This is a genomic window from uncultured Paracoccus sp., from assembly GCF_945915435.1.
In the GTDB taxonomy this organism is placed as follows: Bacteria; Pseudomonadota; Alphaproteobacteria; order Rhodobacterales; family Rhodobacteraceae; genus Paracoccus.
This window is the reverse complement of sequence record NZ_CAMEFG010000045.1, coordinates 1-22,226: the sequence shown is the minus strand read 5'-3', so window position 1 is coordinate 22,226 and position 22,226 is coordinate 1. Positions and strand designations below refer to the sequence as shown.

At 64.0% G+C, this 22,226-nt stretch carries 24 protein-coding genes and 1 tRNA gene; 7 read left to right on the top strand and 18 right to left on the bottom strand.

All coding sequences use genetic code 11. The features are described 5' to 3' along the window. Positions 1 to 30 precede the first annotated feature (30 nt). From gluQRS to Q0O97_RS14035, 3 genes are all read right to left on the bottom strand, one after another. The gene (gene gluQRS, locus Q0O97_RS14045; protein WP_294930539.1) at positions 31 to 891 is read right to left on the bottom strand and encodes a tRNA glutamyl-Q(34) synthetase GluQRS; all 861 of its coding nucleotides are present in this window, start codon (positions 889 to 891) and stop codon (positions 31 to 33) included. Further along, complete coding sequence (gene trmFO / locus Q0O97_RS14040; protein ID WP_294930536.1) at positions 870 to 2,210, bottom strand: methylenetetrahydrofolate--tRNA-(uracil(54)-C(5))-methyltransferase (FADH(2)-oxidizing) TrmFO; 1,341 nt, start codon at positions 2,208 to 2,210, stop codon at positions 870 to 872. The genes gluQRS and trmFO overlap by 22 nt, the downstream gene beginning before the upstream one ends. Positions 2,211 to 2,351: 141 nt before the next feature. Continuing rightward, positions 2,352 to 2,975 (bottom strand): 50S ribosomal protein L25/general stress protein Ctc, encoded by a 624-nt coding sequence (locus tag Q0O97_RS14035; RefSeq protein ID WP_294930533.1) that lies wholly within the window; start codon positions 2,973 to 2,975, stop codon positions 2,352 to 2,354. Between the two features lie 184 nt (positions 2,976 to 3,159). Here Q0O97_RS14035 and Q0O97_RS14030 point away from each other — a divergent pair, with 184 nt between their 5' ends. Beyond that, positions 3,160 to 4,155, top strand: coding sequence for an acyltransferase family protein (locus Q0O97_RS14030; RefSeq protein ID WP_294930531.1), 996 nt, complete (start codon positions 3,160 to 3,162; stop codon positions 4,153 to 4,155). A 2-nt stretch (positions 4,156 to 4,157) separates the two neighbouring features. On the opposite strand, the gene Q0O97_RS14025 is transcribed toward Q0O97_RS14030, so the two are convergent. Further along, positions 4,158 to 5,321, bottom strand: a complete 1,164-nt coding sequence (locus Q0O97_RS14025) for an alpha-hydroxy acid oxidase (protein WP_294930528.1) — start codon at positions 5,319 to 5,321, stop codon at positions 4,158 to 4,160. Between the two features lie 63 nt (positions 5,322 to 5,384). Next, positions 5,385 to 5,690: a hypothetical protein gene (locus tag Q0O97_RS14020; RefSeq protein WP_294930525.1), complete on the bottom strand. Its 306-nt coding sequence runs from the start codon at positions 5,688 to 5,690 to the stop codon at positions 5,385 to 5,387. A gap of 101 nt (positions 5,691 to 5,791) precedes the next feature. Between Q0O97_RS14020 and Q0O97_RS14015 the strand changes: the two genes are divergently transcribed. The 3 genes from Q0O97_RS14015 to rpoD all read left to right on the top strand — a co-directional run bounded on the left by Q0O97_RS14015 (position 5,792) and on the right by rpoD (position 10,467). Next, complete coding sequence (locus tag Q0O97_RS14015; protein WP_294930522.1) at positions 5,792 to 6,376, top strand: TetR/AcrR family transcriptional regulator; 585 nt, start codon at positions 5,792 to 5,794, stop codon at positions 6,374 to 6,376. Positions 6,377 to 6,416: 40 nt separating this feature from the next. Next, positions 6,417 to 8,354, top strand: a complete 1,938-nt coding sequence (dnaG, locus tag Q0O97_RS14010; protein WP_294930519.1) for a DNA primase — start codon at positions 6,417 to 6,419, stop codon at positions 8,352 to 8,354. 136 nt (positions 8,355 to 8,490) lie between these two features. After that, complete coding sequence (gene rpoD, locus Q0O97_RS14005) at positions 8,491 to 10,467, top strand: RNA polymerase sigma factor RpoD (RefSeq protein WP_294930518.1); 1,977 nt, start codon at positions 8,491 to 8,493, stop codon at positions 10,465 to 10,467. Positions 10,468 to 10,506: 39 nt separating this feature from the next. Here the strand turns inward: rpoD and Q0O97_RS14000 are convergent, their stop codons facing one another. Next, on the bottom strand, positions 10,507 to 11,055 hold the full coding sequence (locus Q0O97_RS14000) for an NADPH-dependent FMN reductase (protein WP_294930516.1): 549 nt from the start codon (positions 11,053 to 11,055) through the stop codon (positions 10,507 to 10,509). Between the two features lie 116 nt (positions 11,056 to 11,171). On the opposite strand from Q0O97_RS14000, the gene rmuC reads away from it, so the two are divergent. Next, positions 11,172 to 12,656: a DNA recombination protein RmuC gene (rmuC, locus tag Q0O97_RS13995; protein WP_294930513.1), complete on the top strand. Its 1,485-nt coding sequence runs from the start codon at positions 11,172 to 11,174 to the stop codon at positions 12,654 to 12,656. On the opposite strand, the gene Q0O97_RS13990 is transcribed toward rmuC, so the two are convergent. Further along, positions 12,643 to 13,515: a hypothetical protein gene (locus tag Q0O97_RS13990; RefSeq protein WP_294930510.1), complete on the bottom strand. Its 873-nt coding sequence runs from the start codon at positions 13,513 to 13,515 to the stop codon at positions 12,643 to 12,645. The two genes, rmuC and Q0O97_RS13990, sit on opposite strands and share 14 nt — an antisense overlap. A gap of 124 nt (positions 13,516 to 13,639) precedes the next feature. Here Q0O97_RS13990 and Q0O97_RS13985 point away from each other — a divergent pair. Continuing rightward, positions 13,640 to 13,715, top strand: a tRNA-Thr gene (locus tag Q0O97_RS13985). Positions 13,716 to 13,785: 70 nt separating this feature from the next. On the opposite strand, the gene Q0O97_RS13980 is transcribed toward Q0O97_RS13985, so the two are convergent. From Q0O97_RS13980 to Q0O97_RS13930, 11 genes are all read right to left on the bottom strand, one after another. Continuing rightward, positions 13,786 to 14,814, bottom strand: a complete 1,029-nt coding sequence (locus Q0O97_RS13980; protein ID WP_294930507.1) for a tyrosine-type recombinase/integrase — start codon at positions 14,812 to 14,814, stop codon at positions 13,786 to 13,788. Continuing rightward, positions 14,811 to 15,008 carry a hypothetical protein gene (locus tag Q0O97_RS13975; RefSeq protein ID WP_294930504.1) on the bottom strand — a complete coding sequence of 66 codons (198 nt, stop codon included), beginning with the start codon at positions 15,006 to 15,008 and terminating at the stop codon, positions 14,811 to 14,813. The genes Q0O97_RS13980 and Q0O97_RS13975 overlap by 4 nt, the downstream gene beginning before the upstream one ends. Then, the gene (locus Q0O97_RS13970; protein WP_294930502.1) at positions 15,009 to 15,260 is read right to left on the bottom strand and encodes a hypothetical protein; all 252 of its coding nucleotides are present in this window, start codon (positions 15,258 to 15,260) and stop codon (positions 15,009 to 15,011) included. It abuts the gene before it with no gap. Next, entirely contained in the window at positions 15,253 to 15,816 is a 564-nt protein-coding gene (locus Q0O97_RS13965) for a hypothetical protein (protein WP_294930499.1), read from the bottom strand. Before Q0O97_RS13965 ends, Q0O97_RS13970 begins: the two co-directional genes overlap by 8 nt. Beyond that, positions 15,813 to 16,091 (bottom strand): hypothetical protein, encoded by a 279-nt coding sequence (locus Q0O97_RS13960; RefSeq protein WP_294930496.1) that lies wholly within the window; start codon positions 16,089 to 16,091, stop codon positions 15,813 to 15,815. Before Q0O97_RS13960 ends, Q0O97_RS13965 begins: the two co-directional genes overlap by 4 nt. After that, positions 16,088 to 18,139: a DNA cytosine methyltransferase gene (locus tag Q0O97_RS13955; protein WP_294930493.1), complete on the bottom strand. Its 2,052-nt coding sequence runs from the start codon at positions 18,137 to 18,139 to the stop codon at positions 16,088 to 16,090. Before Q0O97_RS13955 ends, Q0O97_RS13960 begins: the two co-directional genes overlap by 4 nt. Positions 18,140 to 18,219: 80 nt before the next feature. Further along, the gene (gene dnaN / locus Q0O97_RS13950; protein ID WP_294930490.1) at positions 18,220 to 19,350 is read right to left on the bottom strand and encodes a DNA polymerase III subunit beta; all 1,131 of its coding nucleotides are present in this window, start codon (positions 19,348 to 19,350) and stop codon (positions 18,220 to 18,222) included. Between the two features lie 267 nt (positions 19,351 to 19,617). Then, positions 19,618 to 19,794 carry a hypothetical protein gene (locus Q0O97_RS13945; protein WP_294930487.1) on the bottom strand — a complete coding sequence of 59 codons (177 nt, stop codon included), beginning with the start codon at positions 19,792 to 19,794 and terminating at the stop codon, positions 19,618 to 19,620. Then, entirely contained in the window at positions 19,791 to 20,033 is a 243-nt protein-coding gene (locus Q0O97_RS13940; RefSeq protein WP_294930484.1) for a hypothetical protein, read from the bottom strand. The genes Q0O97_RS13945 and Q0O97_RS13940 overlap by 4 nt, the downstream gene beginning before the upstream one ends. A 551-nt stretch (positions 20,034 to 20,584) precedes the next feature. Next, positions 20,585 to 21,058: a hypothetical protein gene (locus Q0O97_RS13935; protein WP_294930481.1), complete on the bottom strand. Its 474-nt coding sequence runs from the start codon at positions 21,056 to 21,058 to the stop codon at positions 20,585 to 20,587. Positions 21,059 to 21,237: 179 nt separating this feature from the next. Continuing rightward, positions 21,238 to 21,879 carry a helix-turn-helix domain-containing protein gene (locus Q0O97_RS13930; protein WP_294930478.1) on the bottom strand — a complete coding sequence of 214 codons (642 nt, stop codon included), beginning with the start codon at positions 21,877 to 21,879 and terminating at the stop codon, positions 21,238 to 21,240. A gap of 70 nt (positions 21,880 to 21,949) precedes the next feature. Between Q0O97_RS13930 and Q0O97_RS13925 the strand changes: the two genes are divergently transcribed. Further along, positions 21,950 to 22,225 (top strand): helix-turn-helix transcriptional regulator, encoded by a 276-nt coding sequence (locus Q0O97_RS13925; protein WP_294930475.1) that lies wholly within the window; start codon positions 21,950 to 21,952, stop codon positions 22,223 to 22,225. Position 22,226 lies beyond the last annotated feature (1 nt).

The window sequence follows — 22,226 nt, the reverse complement described above, 5'->3', positions numbered from 1 at the left end:
CGGGCGCGGGGCGCGCTTGTCCAGCGCCCCTTAAAGCCCGACCATCCGGCGAATGTCGCGGGGGCCGGCGCCCTCGGCCCGGTAGAGCGAAATGGCCCGCGCATCGTCGCGCTTGGCCAGCCGCTTGCCCTGTTCGTCGCGGATCAGCCGATGGTGGTGATAGCGCGGCAGGGGCAGGTCCAGCAGCTTTTGCAACAGGATGTGGATGAAGGTCGAATCCAGCAGATCGGCCCCCCGCGTGACCAGCGTGATACCCTGCGCGGCATCGTCCACCACGACCGAGAGGTGATAGGACGTGCCCATCCCCCGCCGCGCCAGGACGATATCGCCGACCTGCGCCAGAAATTGCGCGCGGGTCATCCGGTGGGGCGTGCCGGGGGCGATGTTTTCGTCGCGAAAGGCCAGCCCGTCCAGCCCCAGCAGATCAAGCGCCCGCGCGGCGTTCAGGCGCAGCGCATCCTCGGGCGCGGCCTGGTCCATGCCGCGGTGGCGGCAGGTGCCGGGGTAGACCGGACCGTCGGGACCGATCACCGGCGCGCCTTCCTGCGGGGCCGAAAGGGCGGCGCGAATGTCGGCACGGCGGCATTTGCAGGGATAGATCAGGCCCTTGGCGCCCAGCCGGTCCAGCGCCGCGCGATAGGCGGGCAGGCGTTCTGATTGGCGCATGACGGGTTCCGGCCATGTCAGCCCCAGCCAGCGCAGATCGTCGAGGATTGCGGCCTCGTAGGCGGCGCGGCTGCGGGCGCGGTCGATATCCTCGATCCGCAGCAGGAATTCGCCCGGATCGGCCAGTTGCGCGGCAATCAGCGCGGCGAAGGCATGGCCCAGGTGCAGCGGCCCGGTGGGCGAGGGCGCGAAGCGCGTCCGGGTCACGCCTGCGCGGCCAGCCATGCGGTGAAATCCTCTTTCGCGCGGGCGGTATAGGCGGGATAGCGGTCCTTGCGGCCCCGCCGCCCGCCGCGCATCGCGTCCAGCGGGGGATAGAGACCGAAGTTCACGTTCATCGGCTGGAAGGTTTTCGCATCCGCGCCCCCGGTGATGTGATGGACCAGCGCACCCATCGAGGTCGTGCCGGGCGGCGGGGCGAGATCACGGCCAAGCGCCTCGGCCGCCGCCATGCGGCCCGCCAGCAGGCCCATCGCGGCGGATTCGACATAACCCTCGACCCCCGTGACCTGTCCGGCGAAACGCAGGTTGGGCCGCGCGCGCAGCCGCAGCCGGTCGTCGATCAGCGTGGGTGAGTTCAGGAAGCTGTTGCGGTGAATCCCGCCAAGCCGGGCGAAACTGGCGTTCTGTAATCCGGGAATTCGCCTGAAAACATCTACTTGCGCGCCATACTTCATCTTTGTCTGAAATCCGACGATATTATAAAGCGTTCCCAATGCATTGTCCCGGCGAAGCTGGACGACGGCATAGGGCTTTTCGGTCGGGTTGTGGGCATTGGTCAGGCCGACGGGTTTCATCGGGCCGTGGCGCAGGGTCTCGCGCCCGCGTTCGGCCATGACCTCGATGGGCAGGCAGCCGTCGAAGTAACCAGCCGTTTCGCCCTCGTGGAACTCGGTCTTTTCGGCGGCCAGAAGGGCGTCGATGAAGCCCTCGTAATCCTCGCGCGTCATGGGGCAGTTGATATAGGCGGTGCGCTCTTCGGGGGTATCGCCCTTGTCGTAGCGGCTCTGGCGCCAGCAGATGGACATGTCGATGGTCTCGGCATGGACGATGGGGGCGATGGCGTCGAAGAAGGCCAGCGATTCGGCCCCGGTCTCGGCCCGGATCGCCTGCCCGAGCGCGGGCGAGGTCAGGGGGCCGGTGGCGAATATCCATGTGCCTTCGGCGGGCAGGGCCGTTACCTCGCCCGGCTGGAAGGTGATCAGCGGTTCGGCCCGCAGCGCCTCGGTCACGGCGGCGGAAAAGGCGTCGCGGTCCACGGCCAGCGCGCCGCCCGCAGGCAGGCGGTGGCGGTCGGCCATCGCCATGACCAGCCCGCCCGCCGCGCGCATTTCCCAATGCAACTGGCCGACCGCGTTCATCTGGTCGTCGTCGGAACGGAAGCTGTTCGAGCAGACCATCTCGGCGCAATCGCCGGTGCGATGGGCGAAGGTCGCGACCTGGGGGCGCATTTCGTGCAGCACCACCGGCACGCCCGCGCGGGCGATCTGCCAGGCGGCTTCGGACCCGGCAAGGCCCGCGCCGACGATATGGATGGGCTGCATGGGATCCTCCTTCTGACCTGCCGGAAACCAGGCCGCAGAGGTAGCAACCCGCCCCCCATCCGGCAAGGGGCGTCCAGCAGGGGGCAAATGAAAAGGCGGCACCCGCGAGGGATGCCGCCCGTGATCGGGAAGCGCCTGGCCTTATGCCTCGGCTTCTTCTTCCTCGGCTGCTTCTTCGTTATCCGACGAGCGCAGGCCCGAAGGCGCCGCGATGTTGGCGATGACGAAGTTGCGGTCGATGGTCGGCTTGACGCCCTTGGGCAGGGTGACATCGTTGATGTGGATGACGTCGCCGATCTCGCGTCCGGTCAGGTCGACGGTGATCACCTCGGGGATGTCGGCGGCGGTCACGACCAGCTCGACTTCGGGGCGCACCACGACCATCGTGCCGCCACGCTTGAGGCCGGGGGCCGCTTCGTGGTTTTCGAACTGCACGTTGATGAACAGGTTGATGCGGGTGTTGCGATGCACGCGCATCAGGTCGATGTGGGTCGGCAGGTCCTTAACCACGTCGCGCTGGACGCTGCGGCAGATGACGCGGACGTCCTCCTGGCCTTCGACCTGAAGGTTCCACAGGGTGGACAGGAAGCGGCCTGCGCGCAGCCGGGTCAGCAGATAGTTGAAGTCCATCGCGATCGGCTGCGGATCCTTGCCGTCGCCGTAAACGATACCGGGCACCTTGCCTGCGCGGCGAGCTTGGCGGGCGGCCCCCTTGCCTGTCCCCGCGCGTGCCTCGGCCACCAGATTCTGAATCTCTTTGGCCATTTTCATGTTCCTTGACAGTTGTGAGCGGGCGCCATCCTCCAAGGGTGCATGGCGCCGAAGCCGCGCCTATAACCGAGATATGCCGGAATGAAAAGGGCCTTGCCGCGCATTTGGGTTGAAACGCGAGCGCGGGGGTGACAATACCCGCAACAGGCGTTTTGTTCAAAAGGTTCGCGGTCTTTTCATGGCGGGCAGGGTTCATTCACTCGATTATCTCAAGCTGCTGATGGCGCTGTTCGTAGCGCTTGGGCATTCGGGCGTCCTGACCGCCGATGTCAGCGTTACGAAATTCGTGATCGGCAACGGCATCCTGCGCAATGCCGTGCCGGTGTTTTCGCTGGTGTCGGGCTATTTCCTTCATGCCGTCGTCATGCGCGGCAAGGGCAGGGCGTGGCTGCGCAAGGCGCTGTGGCTTTACAGCTTCTGGTTCGCGGTCTACCTGGCCTGGGCGCTGATCGTGGCGCCGGAATGGCTGATGCCCAATCTTTCGACCCCGCGCGCGGTGGCGGGGCTTTACGTCTGGGGCTATCTGCATCTGTGGTATGTCGTGGGCCTGTTCGTCGCGGGGGCGATGGTGCTGGCGATGCTGCGGCTTGGGCGCGCGACCGGGTGGGGGCACGGGCCGCTGGTCGTCCTGGCGGTTTTTTGCGCCGTGGCGGGCTGCGTGATGGAGTATCTGAGCATCACCGGCACCTGGCCGATCCCGACCCACCGCTATCGCAACGGGATCTTCATCATCTATCCCTTCGCGGCCCTGGGCTACCTGCTGGCCGACCGCGTCGCCCGGCAGGGGTTGGCGGGGCTGCCGCGCGCCCGCGTGATGGGACCGCTTGCCGGTGCCGCGCTGGTCCTGATGATGGCAGAGGCCTGGCTGGTCGCGCGCAACTATGGCATCGGCAACGAACAGTTCACGGAAATCCCGGTCTCGGCCTATCTTTGCGCGCCCGCGGCCTTCGTGTTCTTCCTGCGCATGAACCTGCCCCGGCCCGTGCTGAACCTGGGCTATCTGTCGGCGGCGATCTATTTCCTGCATGCCATGATCGAGGTGACTGCGGGCGAGATGGGGGTCGCCAACCCCTATATGGTCTTTCTGCTGGGTGTTGCGGTGCCCTGCGTGGCCGCGTTGCTGTTGCGCGGGGCGCGGAACGGCCGGCGCCCCCGGCCCGATCCCGCGCCCTGACTTCAGGCGTATTCGGTCAGGAATCCCGTGGGCAGTTGCAGGTTGTGACGCCCGAGCGCCGCGATGTCGCGTTCGCCGCAAAGCGCCATCGTCACGTCCAGTTCCTTGCGGATGATGTCCAGCGCGGCGCTCACGCCTTCCTCGCCCATCGCGCCGAGGCCGTAGATATAGGCGCGGCCGATATGGGCGGCATGGGCGCCAAGCGCCAGCGCCTTCAGCACGTCCTGCCCCGAGCGGATGCCGCTGTCCATATGCACCTCGATCTGGTCGCCCACGGCCTCGACGATCTGCGGCAGCATGCGGATCGAACTGAGCGCGCCGTCCAACTGGCGCCCCCCGTGGTTCGAGACGATGATCGCATCCGCGCCGAAATCCGCGGCGATGCGCGCATCCTCGGGGTCGAGGATGCCCTTGAGGATCAGCTTGCCGCCCCATTGGTCGCGGATGCGGGCGATCTTGGACCAGTCCAGCTTGGGGTCGAATTGCTCGGCCGTCCAGCTTGACAGGCTGGCGGTGTCGCCCACGTTCTTCGCATGTCCCACGATATTGCCGAAGAACCGCCTCTTGGTGCGCAGCATCTGGCTGCCCCACCGCCATCTGGTGGCCAGGTCCATCAGCACCGGCAAGGTCAGCCGTGGGGGCGCGGAAAGGCCGTTTTTCAGGTCCTTGTGGCGCTGGCCCAGGATTTGCAGGTCCAGCGTCAGCACCAGCGCCGAACAACCCGCGCGTCGCGCGCGTTCCAGCGTGGCATCGACGAAATCCTCGTCCCTCATGACGTAAAGCTGGAACCAGAAGGGCTTGTCGCTGTGTGCCGCCACATCCTCGATCGAGCAGATGGACATGGTCGAAAGCGTATAGGGCACCCCGAATTTCGCGGCGGCGCGGGCGGCCTTGATCTCGCCATCGGCACATTGCATGCCGGTCATGCCCACCGGCGCAAGGGCCAGGGGCATGGCGACGGGCTGGCCGATCATGGTGCTAGCGACATTGCGCCCGGACATGTCCACCGCCACCTTCTGGCGCAGGCGGATGCGGGCGAAGTCGTCGCTGTTGTCGCGGAAGGTCTGCTCGGTATAGCTGCCGCTTTCGGCATAATCGTAGAACATGCGCGGCACCCGCCGCCGGTAAAGCTGCTTGAGATCGTCGATACAGGTGATCGCGGCCATCGGGTTTCCTTCCAAGGGCATGGGACTGGGGTTGGGGCGGGCTTGGCGCTGGCGTGGGATATTCTAGGGCGACCGGCGGCGCAACGCCTCGGCCCGCGCGCGCAATTCGCCGGCGCGCGCGGCCAGGTCCCCGGTCTGCGGGCCGTCCGCCACGGCGGCGGCGGACAGGCCGCGATGGCTGGCCTGCAAGGCGCCTTGCGCGGCATCGGGCGAGGCGGCGGCATCCTGCGCGTGATCCGGCAGGGCGGGCGGGACCAGCAACTGCTCGGCCGGGACAAGATCGGGATAATCCGCGCCGTAATCGCCGCAGGCCGCCAGCGGCGCCGCTATGATCGCGGCCAGCGCCCAGCCTTGTGCCCGTAATGCCATGTGGTCAACCTTGTTCGTTTCCGGCGCAGGATAAGGCCGGGACGGGGGGCGATACAAGTTGCGGGCTTTCACAAGCCCGATTTGCGGCCTACAAGCCGGATATGGCTAGAACTCAGGGCTCTCGGGCGGAAATAACGGGTCCGCTGATCCGCGAGGCGGCGCTGCGCCTTTTCGCGCGGCACGGCTATGGGGCGGTGTCGATGCGCCAGATCGCGGCGGCGGTGGGCGTGCAGGCCGGTGCGCTTTATGCCTATACGCCCGACAAGCAAAGCCTGCTGGCCGATCTGCTGGAAGATCACATGCGCCGCGTGCTGGCGGGCTGGCGGGACGATGCGCGGCTGGATCCGGTCGCGCGGCTGGAACGCTTCGTGCGCAACCATATCGCCAATACGCTGGACAGCCAGGAAACCGTCTTTCTGTCCTATATGGAGCTGCGCAGCCTGACGGCGGAAAACCACGCCCGCATCACCGCCCTGCGCCGCCGATACGAGGACGCGCTGGAGGCGATCCTGCGCGCAGGCAGCGACGCCGGCGTCATGCGGACCCAGGACACGCGGCTGGCCACGCTGGCGCTGATCGGGATGCTGACGGGGGTCAGCAACTGGTATCGCGACGGCGGGCGGCTGGACCGCGAAACGCTGATGCGCAGCTATTGCGCTTTCGCGCGGGGCGCGGTCGGGGCATGATGGTCTTTTCAACCGGCCCGCTGATGACGATATTGCTTCGATGAGCCTGCCACAGTCCTTCCTTGACGACATCCGCGCGCGCGTTCCCCTGTCGAAGGTGATCGGGCGCAAGGTGACATGGGACATGCGCCGCTCGAATCAGGGCAGGGGCGACTGGTGGGCGCCCTGTCCGTTCCACAACGAAAAGACGGCCTCGTTCCATGTCGATGACCAGAAGGGGTTCTATTACTGCTTCGGCTGCCACGCCAAGGGCGATGCGCTGACCTTCCTGCGCGAGGCCGAAGGCATGGGCTTTCTGGAAGCGGTCGAGGCGCTGGCCACCGAGGCCGGGCTGCCCATGCCCGAACGCGACCAGCGCGAAGTCCAGCGCAGCGACCGCCGCACCCGGCTGGTCGAGGTGATGGAGGAAGCCGCGCGCTGGTTCCGCCTGCAACTGCAAACGGGTGCTGCCGCCGGGGCGCGCGACTACCTGTCGGGCCGTGGTCTCGATGATCCCGCGCGCGAGCGTTTCGGCATCGGCTTTGCCCCCGACCAGCGCCAGGGGCTGACGCAGGCGCTGCGCGGCAAGGGCATCGACGAGGCGCTGATCGTCGAGGCGGGCCTTGCGATCAAGCCCGAGGACGGCGGGGCGGCCTACGACCGTTTCCGGGGCCGCATCATCTTTCCGATCCGCGACGCGCGCGGGCGCTGCATCGCCTTCGGCGGGCGCGCGATGGACCCGAATGCGCGAGCGAAATACCTGAACTCGCCCGAGACGCCTCTGTTCGACAAGGGGCGCAACCTCTACAATCTGGGACCTGCGCGCTCGGCTGTGGGCAAGGGCCAGCCGCTGATCGTGGCCGAGGGCTACATGGACGTGATCGCACTGGTCCTGGCCGGGTTCGAGGGCGCCGTCGCCCCCCTTGGCACCGCCATCACCGAGGACCAGCTTCGCCTGATGTGGCGCGTCTCGCCCGAGCCGGTGATCGCGCTGGACGGCGATGCCGCCGGGCTGCGCGCGGCGATGCGGCTGATCGAGCTGTCGCTGCCCCTGACCGGACCGGGGCAGGCGCTGCGCTTTGCCATCCTGCCCGAGGGCCAGGACCCCGACGACCTGCTGCGCAGCGCGGGCACGCGCGCCATGACCGCGCTGATCCAGGGCGCGCGTCCGCTGGTCGACCTGCTTTGGCAGCGCGAGACCGAGGGCCGCGTCTTCGACAGCCCCGAACGCCGCGCCGCGCTGGACAAGGCGCTGTCGGATGCCGTCGCGCGTATCCCCGACCCGGCCACGCGCGAACATTACAACGCCGCCTTCCGGCAGATGAAATGGGAATATTTCGGCAATCGTCGCGCGCAGGGCCAGCGGCCGGACAAGCGATTCGGGGGGCAGGCGGGGCAGGGCGCGTGGCGCGGGGGGCGGTCCCCCGCCGCCCTGCCGCCGACGGCGCCCACGCGCGCCTCGGCCCTGTCCTCGCCCGAGGCGGCCGAGAAGCTGGCCGAGCGGATGATCGAATCGATGATCCTTGCCATCTGCGCGACCTATCGCGATCTGATCCCTACGGTCGAATCGCGGCTCGAGCGCCTGATCCCCGACGATCCGGGCCGCGCGGCGCTGGTCCACGACCTTCTGGCCGGCACGACGTCAGGCGAAGGCCAGCGCGCCCTTGACGCGATCATGGCCGAACCCCATGTCAGGGCGGCCCCGGCGATCTCGCGGCCTGATGGGGCCGAGGGCGCGGGGGCGATCCTGGCCAACGCCCTGGACCGGATCGAGGCGCGCCGTGCCGCCCGCCTTGAAATCGCCCGTGCCGAGGTCGAAATTCAGGGGCTGACCGACGAAGGCCTGACATGGCGCGTGTCGCAATCCGCCTGGGCGCGCCAGAAGGCCGACCGGCCCGCGCTTGCCGATCTGAGCGATCTGGGCGAGGACCGCGATGCCCTTTCCGCCGCGCTGAAAGCGGCGGTCGAAAATGAAATCTGGCGGAAACCGCGCGGCTGATGCGCGAATCACCCGCCGAATCACCATTGGACGGCAGGCCTGCGGGCTTTGACTCTGCCTCTGCTTTGGCTAGAACCGTCCGAATGCCGACCCCGATTCGCAACTGATGCGAATCACCCGCCTGCAAGGAGCGAGCATGGCCGCCAAGGACGACGACCAGAAGCCAGACACCAAGGACGACGATCACTCGCTGGACATGAGCCAGGCGGCCGTCAAGCGCATGATCGCCGAGGGCCGCGAGCGCGGCTATATCACCTATGACCAGTTGAACACCGTTCTGCCCCCCGATCAGGTCAGTTCCGACCAGATCGAGGATGTCATGTCGATGCTGTCCGAAATGGACATCCGCGTGGTCGAAAACGACGAGGACGGCGAGGAGCAGGAAACCGGCGGGGCCGTGGTCGCCACCGGCTCGGGTTCGCGCGAGGTCGCCATCGCCACGACCGAGACGGAAAAGCTGGACCGCACCGACGACCCCGTGCGCATGTATCTGCGCGAGATGGGCAGCGTCGAACTGCTGTCGCGCGAGGGCGAGATCGCCATTGCCAAGCGCATCGAGGCGGGCCGCAACACGATGATCGCCGGGCTTTGCGAAAGCCCGCTGACCTTCAAGGCCATCACCATGTGGCGCCAGGAATTGCTGGAAGAAGACATTCTGCTGCGCGATGTGATCGACCTGGAAACCACCTTCGGCCGCTCGATGGAAGAGGACGAGGAAGAGGATATTCCCGCCGTTCAGGGTGCCCCCGCCGCCAGCGCCGAACGCAACGATCAGCAGGAACTGGACGCCGACGGCAACCCTCTGGTCTCGGACGACGACGAGGACGACGACGACGGCCAGAACCTGTCGCTGGCCGCGATGGAAGCCAGCCTCAAGCCCAAGGTGCTGGAGACGCTGGAACTGATCGCACAGGGCTACGAGACGCTGGCCCATATGCAGGACAGCCGCATGTCGGCCACCCTGAACGAGGATGGCACGTTTTCCGCCGCCGACGAGGTCGCCTATCAGCGCAAGCGCAGCGAAATCGTCGCGCTGGTCAACGAATTGCACCTGCACAACAACCGGATCGAGGCGCTGGTCGACCAGATCTATGGCATCAACCGCCGCATCCTGACCATCGATTCGGGCATGGTCAAGCTGGCCGATGCCGCCCGGATCAACCGCCAGGACTTCATCAAGTCCTATCGCGGGAGCGAGTTGGACCCGACCTGGGTCGACCGCATGATGCAGCAGGCGGGGCGGGGCTGGCAGGCGCTGTTCGACCGCTCGCGTCCGCAGGTGGAAAAGCTGCGCAACGACATGGCCGAGGTCGGCCAGTATGTCGGCGTCGATATCGAGGAATTCCGCCGCATCGTGAACCAGGTCCAGCGCGGCGAGAAAGAGGCGCGCCAGGCCAAGAAGGAAATGGTCGAGGCGAACCTGCGGCTGGTGATCTCGATCGCCAAGAAATACACGAACAGGGGCCTGCAATTCCTTGATCTTATTCAGGAAGGCAATATCGGCCTGATGAAGGCCGTGGATAAGTTCGAGTATCGCCGGGGCTACAAGTTCAGCACCTATGCGACCTGGTGGATCCGCCAGGCGATCACGCGATCCATCGCCGACCAGGCCCGCACGATCCGCATCCCGGTCCACATGATCGAGACGATCAACAAGCTGGTGCGCACCGGCCGCCAGATGCTGCACGAGATCGGGCGTGAACCGACCCCCGAGGAACTGGCCGAAAAGCTGCAAATGCCGCTGGAAAAGGTCCGCAAGGTGATGAAGATCGCCAAGGAGCCGATCAGCCTTGAAACCCCCATCGGGGACGAGGAAGACAGCCAGCTTGGCGATTTCATCGAGGACAAGAACGCCGTCCTGCCGCTGGATTCCGCAATTCAGGAGAACCTGAAGGAAACCACGACGCGGGTGCTGGCCAGCCTGACCCCGCGCGAGGAGCGCGTGCTGCGGATGCGCTTCGGTATCGGTATGAACACCGATCACACGCTGGAGGAAGTGGGCCAGCAGTTCAGCGTCACCCGTGAACGCATCCGCCAGATCGAGGCCAAGGCGCTGCGCAAGCTGAAGCACCCAAGCCGGTCGCGCAAGCTGCGCTCATTCCTGGATCAGTGACGCAGAAAGGCCGCCAGTAAAAGCGGCCTTTTCAATTTCTTACTGGTGCTTGTCGATCCATTTTGCAAAGGCGTCGACATAGGCTTGCAGAAAGTTGCGCGTCGATTCGTCGGTGACGCTGCCATCGTCGGCGAAGTTCTCGGGCTTCCACTGGATATAGGCCTCGGGGGCATGCATGGGCACGGTCGCAAGGTTCAGCACCGCGCCGCGCAGATGCGCCTGTCCGACCGCCGAACCGATCGCACCGGGCGAGGTTCCGGTCACCGCCGTGGGCTTGCGCGCCCAGACGCTTTTGCCCGAGGGGCGCGAACCCCATTCAAAGGCATTGGCAAGAATACCGGGATAGGTGCGGTTGTATTCGGGGCTGACGATCAGGATGGCATCAGCGCCTGCGACCTGATCCTTGAACCGGCTGACCGCCGCGGGCGGGTCCTGCCACAGGTCTTCATTGTAAAAGGGCAGGTCGTCGATCCGGACATGATCGAACTTCAGCTTGCCCTCGGCAAGTTTTTCAAGGGCTTGGGCCAGCTTTCGGTTCAGCGATCCCTCGCGGATCGAACCGACCAGCACGGCGACGGTCTTGGTCATGCTATCTTCCCTTCACTTGGGTTTCCCCGCGCCATTCGCTAAAATGCAAGACAACGAGGGCTTGAACGGCAGGCACAAAAAGTGAACACTGCCATCGGACATTCTGGCGATAACATATGGATACCACGCTTTCCATGCAGATCCAGGCATGGTTGAACGACGCTGCGACGCTTCAGCGGATCTTGCTTGTCCTGCTTGCAGGGCTTGCCGTGCTGGCATGGCTTTACCGCCGCAGCGCGGGCCAGCTTGGGGCAGAACGCACAAGGGCCGGGGATGCGGCGGCAAGGCTGCGCGAACAGGCCGGGGAACTGGCCGATCTATCCGCCGCGAATCGCGGGCAGGAGGTGCGGCTGGCCCGGATCGAGGCTGAAAGCCGTGCGCAGCTTGATCGGATGCAGGAACTGGCGGATGAGCGCGACGGGCTGCGCGATGCGCTGCACAGCTTGCATCAGGGTGAGGCCGATCTGCGTCGCCAGCTTGCCGAAACCCGCCTTGCCGCCGAAAAGGATCGCGAGGCAGCGGCCCGCGATATTGCGACCCTGCGCGAATTGCGTGATGAAATGTCGCGAAACTTCAAGCTTTTGGCCGATGAGACCCTGCGCAATCAGGGTGAGGACATGAAGAAGCGCCACGGCGAACAGCTTGCCGCGCTGCTGACCCCCTTTCGCGATCAGGTCCATCGTTTCCAGACCGAACTTCAGACCCGCAACAAGCAGACGGATGAGGAACGCGCCAGCCTGCGCACCCAGATCGAGATGCTGCACAGGCGGTCCGAGGATATCTCGCGCGAGGCGGTGGCGCTGACCCGTGCGCTCAAAGGCGACCGGCAGAAACAGGGCGCCTGGGGCGAGATGATCCTTGAGCGGTTGCTGGAGGAATCTGGCCTGCAACGCGACATTCACTATCTGACGCAGGAAACCCGAAAGGACGGCGACGGGCGCCGCTGGCGGCCCGATGTGGTGGTGAAACTGCCCAGGGACAAGGTGCTGGTGATCGACAGCAAGGTCTCGCTTTCCGCCTATGAAGAGGCGGTGAACGCCGGCGATCCCCTGGCGGCCGAGACTGCGCTGAAACGCCATGTCACGGCCATCCGCGCCCATATCACGGCGCTTTCCGGCAAGGGATATCAGTCGCTTGACGACGGTTCGGTCGATTATGTGCTGATGTTCATCCCCATCGAGGGCGCCTTTTCCGAGGCAATGCGCACCGATCCCGAACTGGCCAGCTTCGCGATGGAGCGGCGCGTGGGCCTGGCGACGCCCACCACGCTGATGCTGACCCTGCGCACCGTCGATCACATCTGGACGGTCGAACGGCGCGAAAGCAACGCCATGCAGATCGCCAACCGCGCGGGCCAGCTTTACGACAAGCTGCACGGCTTCGTCTCGGCGATCGAGGATGTCGGGGTGGCGCTGGATCGCGCGCAGAAAAGCCATGCCCTGGCGATGGACCGGCTGACGCGCGGGCAGGGCAATGTCGTACGCCAGGCCGAAATGCTGCGCGAATTGGGCGCAAGGGCGCAAAAACGGCTGGCGCTGGACCATGACGGGCAGGAAGAGCCGCCAGCGCCCGAAGAAGCGCCTCCGGTCAGGGCGAAATGAACTCGACCCCCGGCAGGCTGGCGATCTCGGCCACGTCCTCGTCGTAATCGGCGCTCATGCGGTCGACCAGTTCCTGCGTCCAGCCGGGTAGGGTGATGGTGCTTTCGATCACCTCGCTGCGGGCAAACTGTTGCAGGGCACGGCTGAAGATCTCGCGCCTGCGGGAAATGGTGACCCGCTCCTGCTTTTCCATTTCGTCGCGGATGAAGCGGATGCCGTCGGGTTCCAGGATTTCTCCCAGGATATGCAGCCCGGCCTTCAGGGGCACGTCGCCGGGCATCCGGGCGATCATGCGCACGATCTCGGGCCAGATCAGCGGCGTGTCCTCGTGGCACCATATCACCAGCCGCCGCCCGTCCAATGCCTTGCGGATGCGGCGGATCGCCGGACCCCAACGCAAATGATGCGGCGAGGAGGTGCCCAGAAGGGTCTCGATGCTTTCCCCCGATTGCTCGACGCAGAAGGGGATCAGGGTCGCGGGGTTTTTCAGGCCGATGAAGAACTCGACCTCGGCGCTCGGAAAGAGGTTTGCCAGCGCCGCCAGCTTGGCAGGCGCCACCGGGAACAATCCGTCGGGCGAGACGGCGCGGGCGGCCATGCCCATGAAGGCGGGCTGGCTGCAGATCACGCGGTCGGTGGCTTCGGAATCGAGGATGGCGTCCAGCATCATCTCCTCCATCTCGCGCGTGGCCGGCCCACCCCTGAGCGAGCCGAGCGCGTTCTCGAAGATGCCCCGGTGACGGTTGCGCGATACGATCTCGACCCCCGATTTCGACAGCCAGTCGCGGTTGTGCATCAAGGTCTTGAGCATTCCGTCGTGGTCGGTGCCATGTGTGCCGCAGTGAAAAACGATTTGCATGAATAAGTTCGCCCTGGTTAACCAACGCGCAGATTAAACCCGTTCCGCCGCCGGGGAAACCGTCGATCAGACCCTGCCGAACGGCTTGCGAAACGCCTCCAATCGCGCTATCGCAAGGCCCGGCGCCGGTTTAGCTCAGCAGGTAGAGCAGCTGATTTGTAATCAGAAGGTCGCGGGTTCGATTCCTGCAACCGGCACCAATAAAATCAAGAACTTATATTAAAAAATTGGAAGCTGGCGCAAGACCGTTCCCACAGTGATTTCCCACGATCACGTTCCGGGCCTGTTCTGTTCTATTGCTGCGCGGGACAGAAGTTTCCGATTCGCGCGCTTGCGATAGTAGGCGACGGTCTGCGCGCTCTGGTTGGTGATCGCCTGGATCTGGGCGTCGCTGCAACCAGCTTCGGCCAGCCTGACGATTGCCAGCTTTCTCAGGCCGTGCATCGAATATGGCTTTGCTGGCTCGCCCAGCGTTTCCCGCCACGCCCGAAACGCCTTCTCGACGGCATCATATCGCAGAGGCTGCGTCAGGTTCTTGGCAATCACATGGTTTCCAGCAACCGGCAGGGTTGCGAGAAAATCGCGCAGCGGCCGCGGGCAGAAAATCTCGTAGGACAGATCCCCCTTCTCGTCGGTGACGGTCATCCACTCGCCTTGGAATTGATCTCGGCGCATGGCTATGGCCGCTGATGGCCTTTGGCCCGTCCCAAGGATCAATTCGGCGGCGGTTCGGACGTTGGCTGGCGCGTCGGTGAGCTTCTTGACCATCCAATCCGGCCACGGTTCATATTCCCGTGTCTTGCCATAGAGATCCATTCCCTCGGCGGGGTTATCGATTTCCCAGAGCATTTTCTTGCGGGCGAAATTACATAGGATAGACACGATCTGGACCAGCATGTCGGCCTTTCGCGGCGTGTCCGCATACTTGGCATGCAGGTCCATCAGCTTCTTGCGGGTGAGCGATGTCACCGGTTTGGACGCATTTCTTTCCAATATCCATTCTATGGTGTCGTTGTAGGATTTCTTGGTGCGGGGTGCGAGCTTCAAGAATTTGGCGCTGGACCTGTATGCCGTCACCAACTCGCGCCAGGTCCTCTTGGCCGGTGGCTGAACAGCCTCAGCCGATCCCGACCGGATCGACCAGTAAGCACGGTCAAACTCGGCACTGTCTGGATCGTTGGGCAGCGGAATGAAGCGTTCACGGCGCTTTGCGCCCTCAAACCACGTCAGGCGGTAATACCATCGGACCTTTCCGCCCGTGGTTTTTCGTGTGACGTATGGCTTGCGCTCTTTCCTCAAAGGTCGAATTCCTCGGCAGGCTTTATCTTAGTTCCGCGCATGATAGCTTGCAGCTCTGCAACATCCCATCGCCCATGCTTAACTGCGCAGGGCAGCGCCCCGACATCAACCAGCCTGCGAAACTCGGCTGGCTGCATGTCCAGAAGGCGCGCTGCGGTTTTCTCGCTGGCGAAAAGCGGCTGGACGTTTCTCATCTACCCATCCTTCCCCTTGGCTCTACGGCGGCCGGCAAGCGCGATCCGTTCCTCGACGCCTTGGACCAGCGCTTCGTTGAGCATGGCTGCGGCCTTGCGATGATCGCCGCCCATCACATAAACCAGCACCGCGGCAACCGTGCCTTCCAGCGTTACCATGATGCTGCCTCGGTCACGCTCCGGGTTTCGGCCATCGACAATCGTTTTCACTGCCGCCAGGTAGCGTTCTACGTCCTTGCGCGAGTCAGCCATCCCGCCCTCCCGAGAGGGCGCGCTTTGCCGGGTCCAAATGGTCAAGCCCCTTTTCCGCCCGCCAGCTGTCGAAACAATGATCGCCGTCCAGAAACATGCGTATTGCCATGACAGCGACCTGCACCGCTTCCTTGCGCACCCGTTCGGCGCTTTCCTCGATGGTGGCTGTGGCCAACTCCCCGACTTCCTCGACCAGCGCGGCGAAGGTGACGTTCTTGCCGGGGAATTTGGCGCGCGCCCTGACCAACTCATTGAGGATGTCGCGGGCGAGTTGCTGTTCTGGCGTTACCGTCTCGCTAGTCGGGGCAGCGGCAGGCTGCGCCTCCGGGGCAGATGTGAGCGCAGCGCGGGCGTTCCAGCGCCGCCGGGTGTCAGCCGCGGCCAAATTGAAGCCTAGACCTGGTATGCCCTTGGCGGGACCGACTACATTCTTTGTCCAGCGTGGCAAAATTGAGGCATTGCACCCGAAATTGTTGCACCGAATGGATGCGCCCTGATGTATTGCTTTCCCTCCGCAGAAAGGGCACGGGGCGAGGTCTGGCGTCTGGTCGGTCATTTCTGATTCCTTTCGTGATGTTTCACCCCGGCCCAGAAGCCCGGTCCCCAACAGGCGGTGCAGGGGACCTCGCGCCAGCCCAGCAGCTCCTCCCATCCCGACCCGGCGCAGATCGTGCAGTCGGGATCGGGCGTTGCGAGGTGCCGGTTGATCTGCCGCTTAGCCTCGTCCAGGGCCTCGGCCGAGCCGCCCGCATCGTCATGGACCCATGCGAACGGCGCGCCGGGGACCTCGGCCTGCGTGATGGTGATGTCGCGGTGGGTGATCGAGGTCATGCCTGCGCCTCCTGCCGATCGGTTACGATCAGGTGCTGGCAGTTGGCGGCCACGATGGCCTCGGCCAGCGGCGGGCAGACGGAATTCCCGCAGCAACTGATCTGCACGTCCTTGGCAAAGCCCTGCCAATGCCAGTCGCCCGCCTCGTCCACGTGCCAGACGCCCTCGATGACGTAATCGTCGGGGAAACCCTGCGCCCGGAACAGTTCACGAGGCGTCAGCATCCGCATGCCTATGTCCACGACGACGAAGGTCGCGCCGTCGATATCCAGGGTCACGAACTCGCCGCCGTCCCATGCATCATGGGCGCGCAGGAACTCGGCCACCTGGCGCGCGCGGGCCTCATGCTCGGGTGCGAAGGGCGGCGCGGCCATCTCGGCCTGTATGTGCGCCATCCGATCCTTGACGGTGACGGTGTGGCACGGCTCGTCCGTCCTCGATCCATCGCCGGTGCCGTAGTATTTGGCAAAGAAGGCCGCGACCGGGGTCTGATGGCTGCCGCTGGCGGCGATGGTGCTGATCGGGTCGCGAAGATCGTGACCGGCATGCGCATCCATGCGCGGCCCGCCGTTCTGCTGCGCCAGGAAGGCAGCGATCAGGCTGTTCTGGTCTTTCTTGCTGGCGCAGATCGTATGATGCGGATCTCGGGCATCCCGGTTGCTGCCGCCCTGCTGTGCATAGGTCAGCACCGGCGCGATGCAGGTCAGCCCGGCGCCGCCCGCCGTGATGGTATGGGCGGGCATGTCGGCCCGCTGCCACGGCTTTGCGCTGTTGCGCATGGTGGCGAGGACCGGGGCGATGGCCGCATGCTGGATGCCGCCTACCGTGACCGTTCCGAGCGGATCGGTCAGCGGGTATTCGCGCCGCCCGCCGCTGTCGCCATGCGCGATGCTGGCCAGATAGGGTGTGAGCATGCCCAATGGGGCCGCGCCGCCGGGCTTCTTGATCCAGCTGTTGGCGGTGATCGTGGCCAGCGGATCGCGAATGTCCTGTCCGGTCGCGCCCGAGTTGAAGCGCTGGAGGCTGGGCGCGATAAGTGCATGGCCGCCTGAGGTGGTGATCGTCCTTAGCGGATCTTTGATGTCGTAAGAACACCTGGCATTTGATTTGCGCATGTCTGTTCGGACGATGCTGGGCACCAGCAGCGCGCTATGACCGCCGCCGGCCAGAATAGTCGGGTGTGGTGCACCCGCCGGCATGTCGCGGCGGGCCGTGCCCTTCAGGCTGACCAGGAAGGGCCTCTCGGCGTCGATCACATAGCGCTTCATGCCCCTCGCGACGCGGGCCAGCGTATTGGCTGCCAGCGGCCTGACCGCGCGCAGCCCGTGCTTTTCCCAGACCTCGGCCTTGCTGTCGAAGATCGAGGGGCAGGGCAGCGACCAGTCGATGCAGGTATCGGCGCCGACCCACGGCAGCAACTTGCCCTTGCGGACCGCATCGCTGTCGGGATGGCCGTGCGTGGGCTTGGGCCAAGTGATGGGGCGCCCGTCGCGGCGCGCGACCAGAAACCACCGCTTGCGGATCGTGGGTGCGCCATAGTCGCAGGCGCGCAGCTCGCGCCATTTGACCTTGTAGCCCGCGCGCTTCAAGCGGCGCACCCACAGGTCGAAGGTGGTTCCTTCAAGGCCCTTGATGGGCTTGCCGTCCTCGCCAAGAGGGCCCCAGGTCACGAATTCCTCGACGTTCTCCATGCAGATCACGTCGGGCTTGGCTTCCTCTGCCCATTTGACGACGACCCATGCCAGGTCGCGGGTGTTGCGGTCGCGGGGCGCGCCGCCCTTGGCCTTGGAAAAATGTTTGCAATCGGGCGAGGCCCACAGCAGGCCGACATTGCGGCCCTGCGTCACGGTCAGTGGGTCAACGTCCCAGATGTTGCTGTCCAGGTGCAGCGTCTCGGGGTGGTTGGCCGCATGCAGCGCCAGCGCCTTCTCGCTGTGGTTGATCGCGACATCGGGCGAGCGGCCAAGGGCCATCTCGATCCCGGTGCTGGCCCCGCCGCCGCCCGCGAAGCTGTCGATGATCAGGGGGTGGTGTGGGTGGATGGTCATCGCGCCCCCGCCAGAATGCGCCGGTCATGGTCGGCTTGGGTGCGGCCGTCGCGCAGGAAGCGGTTCTGATCAGCCATCGTTCACACCCTCATCGGCATGAGGACGACAGTCAGGTCGGGGTCCTCGGTCAGGACATGGGCGGCGTCTCCCGAACTGGCGGCCTCAAGCTTGACCGTGCCGAAGAGGCTGACAACCTCGGTCAGGTAGCGCTGGTTGAAACCGACGCTGAAATCCCCGCTCGCCTCTATCGGCGCCTCCACCGTGAGGCCGAGCGAGATGGAGGAGCAGGTTGCGATCCCGTTCCCGAGGTCCAGCTTGATGCCCTCTCTGCAGTGGGACAGCTTCCTGAAGCTGGGGAAGATGCGCATCGTGTGGCGGTTGATCACCGCGTGCCCCCGCGCCTTGTCGCGGCCGGGTATCACGCGGGTGTAGTCGGGAAATGTCCCGTCGATGCATTTGACGGTTGCCGACCAGCCATCGCCCTCGATCCGCATCCGGGGCTTGTCGAGGGCGGCGGAGATCCGCACCGCATGGTTGCCGCCTGCCGTCAGCAGATTGCGCAATGCCGCGACCGAGTATCGGGGGAAGATTACGGCCTCAAGTGGATAGTCCGTGGTGGTCTGATAGAGCGCAAGGCGGTGACCGTCGGTTGCGCAACCGGCCAGCATTCCGTCGCGGGCATGCAGATAGATACCATTGAGGTAATAGCGCGTTTCCTCGGTCGAAATCGCCCACCTGACACTGTCGATCAGCTTGGCAAGCACCGTTTCGGGGACTTCACAGGACGCCATGTCGTCCGCCTCCGGTTCCGCCGGGAAGTCCGAAGGCGGGCATAGCTCTTGCAGACGTATGGTCGCGGTGCCATGCCGCAGGATCAGGATGTTGTCCTGACGCTCGATCCTGACGCTGTCAGCGCGATCAGCGCCGCGCAGGATCATGTCCATGAGGCGCGCGTCGATCGTGAAGGGTTCACCTGCCGCGCATTGCGCGGGGCATGTGATCGTCAGCCAGGTGTCGATGTTGGTTGCGCGGATCTCCAGCTTGTCGCGCTTCGGCGTGATGTGCAGGCAGCCCAGGATCGGGATCGTGTTGCGCCGTTCGACGATGGCCACGGCCTTGATGATGCCCGGGCGCAGGTCGGAAATGGTGACGGTGATGGTGCCCTTGTCGCATGGCGGATGGGCGGGCTTGATCGTTGCGATGGCGTTCATTGTCAGCCTCAAAACTTTAGCCGGTCGGGCGGATTTCGGGAAAATGCGCCCCCGGCGATCCCGTGATCGGGAAACAGGCACTGGTGAACTGGATCACCGGGGGCAGTCAGGCCGGGCGCAGGACAGGCGATGCCCGCGGCGGCCTATTCGGTCACACGATCCAGTCGCGCGGATCGCGGTTGTCGAAAAACCGGGCAAACTGCGTGACTGTCAGAAAGACAGTCTCGCCGTCTCGCCTGTGGATCACGAGGATGTTGCGAGGTTCCATCACCGCGCCCCCTCGATCAGGCGGACGCCGTCCTCAAGCGTCAGGCGCGTGGAGGGGAATGCGCTGTCGATCACGGCGGGCCAGTCGGCGCTGGCGAACAGCCAGACCGTGGCGGCGATGGCCAGCAGCAGCGCGGCGGTGCCGAGGATCTGGATGGCCGAGTTGGCGATGGTCATGGCGAAACCCCATCGTTGACCGCCGCGACGCTCGGCAACCAATCGACGCGGGTGATGCCGCTGACCTCAAGGACCGTGAGCGTCTTGCCGTGGGCAATGGCGAGCCAGTCTTTGTCAGGAATGTCCACCATGACGTTTTGAGCATTGCCAAGCTTCACGTCCTCGAACACATAAATTTCATCGAAGCCGGTGAGCGTCAGGGTTCCGAGATCGCTGTCAGTAAACTTGTTGTCGGGCATAGCTGGCTCCATCGTGGGTCCCGCGATCTGCCGGGTGGCGGATGGGTGGGATGGGGCTAAGATTTACATTGTGTAAAAGTTTTGTCCACTAAAAATTTCACACTTTGTGAAATTTCGGGTTTGTCACTGATTCGTCTCTGCTACACTCTCTCTGCCAGCGCCGGGCGTCGGCGCATGAAAAAGCCCGCCGGTGAGGGCGGGTGAGTAGGGTTAATGATCTGGATCGGAAAAGACGTGCGGCTGGTGCAGGGGTTCGGATGCCGCTATCGGATCACTCGGTGGGGGTTCAGGGTTCTGGGGTTGTCGGTGTGGCTGGCGCAGCGGCAAGAGCGTCTTGTGCCATAACCTGTTCGTACAAAATAAAAAGGCCCGCCATATTGGCGGGCCAACATCTTACATGGGGCAGGTTCAAGCTGCCAGTTTCTGCTCACGCTGAGTGCTTCGGTCGTTCGATCCGAACAAACTTGTTCGTTTGAATTGCTCGATTCCGACGGTGAGTATGGCGTGGTGAAAGACGTCGAACAGGTGGGATTCTAGTTGAGTGTGAAGGTTCATTGGGTTGCTCCTGCTCCGAAGTGGCTGTCCTCGGACAAGTCAAGATATAGCCATGCGCCTCTCATGTGAACAGCCCGAAAAGTTGGAATTTTAGAGAGTGCGTCAGTCAAGGCACCAAAGAACGACACGTCTCCGGGGCTTCGGAGGTGGAATTTGATGTGCATTGCCTTCATCTCACCAAAAGCAAGGCCGATCACATTGCTGAACACGCTGGTCAATGCACGAGCGTAATCTGACGCGTCGAGGTGGCCATAGTCATAGTCTGGGGCAAGCAGAAGGTGGCGGATGCGCAACACTGGTTTTTCATACCCTGGGAGGCTGGTCACGTTCGCATGGCAGATCGCGTGACATCGTCCGGTATCGTCGAACAAGCCAAGGGACTTGGCGTTCTTCGTCGGCTCATTTGCGAGTTCTTCAACGACGCCGAGCGAGCTTACCGCGTAGTCTGAAATTTCGTCTCCGTGCCTCATGCACTGTTCATTCCAACTGGTTTTGACCAGATCCCAGCTTCCATCAGAGGATGAAAGGGTTCGCATATTTCGTTCGAAAGTTACCATGCTACCTCACATATATGGTTGATTTCGTTCCCTGACTGTATCGAGAATATGTTTACAAATGGTTTAATGGCATGTGGTTACCTGCCACTTGGTCACAGCCGCTCGACCATCTCGGCGGGCAGGGCCAGCATGACACGGGCAGCCCATTTGATGCGCTGGTTGTGGCGGGTCTGTGCGGTGGGGTTCAGTGATGTCAGGTGAAACAGGTCCGGTTCATCACCGGTCCTGACCTGCTTGACCCATGCGTGACCATCCGCATCCTCGACGATGCAGGGTCTGCCGATATCTTCGTCAGGTATCCCCTCATGGGTCGCGCGGCGAAAGAACAGGATGTCGCCCGGTTGATACATGGGCATCATCGAGTCGCCCTCGACTTCGACGGCGGCAAAGCTTCCCGCGGGGCCAAGCTTGCGCACTTGCGGGGGTGCCGCGACTTTGAACAGCCCGCCGTCGTCGGTGGTATCATACAGCGGGACACTCGCCCCTGCACCGACGCGACCTGCAATGGGGATGACGATCGGCGCTTCAACGATCAGCTCGGAGGCAGGCACGCCAAATATCTCGGATGCCCCTTGTAGATAGGTGGCATTCATGCGTCGCTTGCCCGTTTCCAGCCCATTGTAAAGGCTGACAGAAATATCTAGCCGCTCCGCCATCTGTTCTTGGGTGAGGCCAGCTTGGTCGCGGAATTCTTTGAGACGGAACTTCATGCCATGGGGAATGCCACGCGACATTCCCGCTCGACCAGAGACACAGTGTAAAATTTCACTTGATGTAAAATTCACACTGTGTAAATTAAGCGGCATGGATATCACCGATCATATCACTGCGAGCGGACGGACTCGTTCTGAAATCTGTCAGGAAGTCGGCATTTCTTTGGCGATGCTGAGCCTGATTGAGAGCGGGAAAAGACGCATCGGAATCGCCAAAGCGGCAGCGTTGTCTGCGGCTCTTGGTGTGCAGATCCGGGACGTTCGCCCAGATCTCTCTGAGATGTTCGGGGAATCCATCCCTCAACCCGCCGCGTCTGCGGCTCCAACACAAGAGCATTCCCATGAAAACACCTCTGACGGCTGTTGAT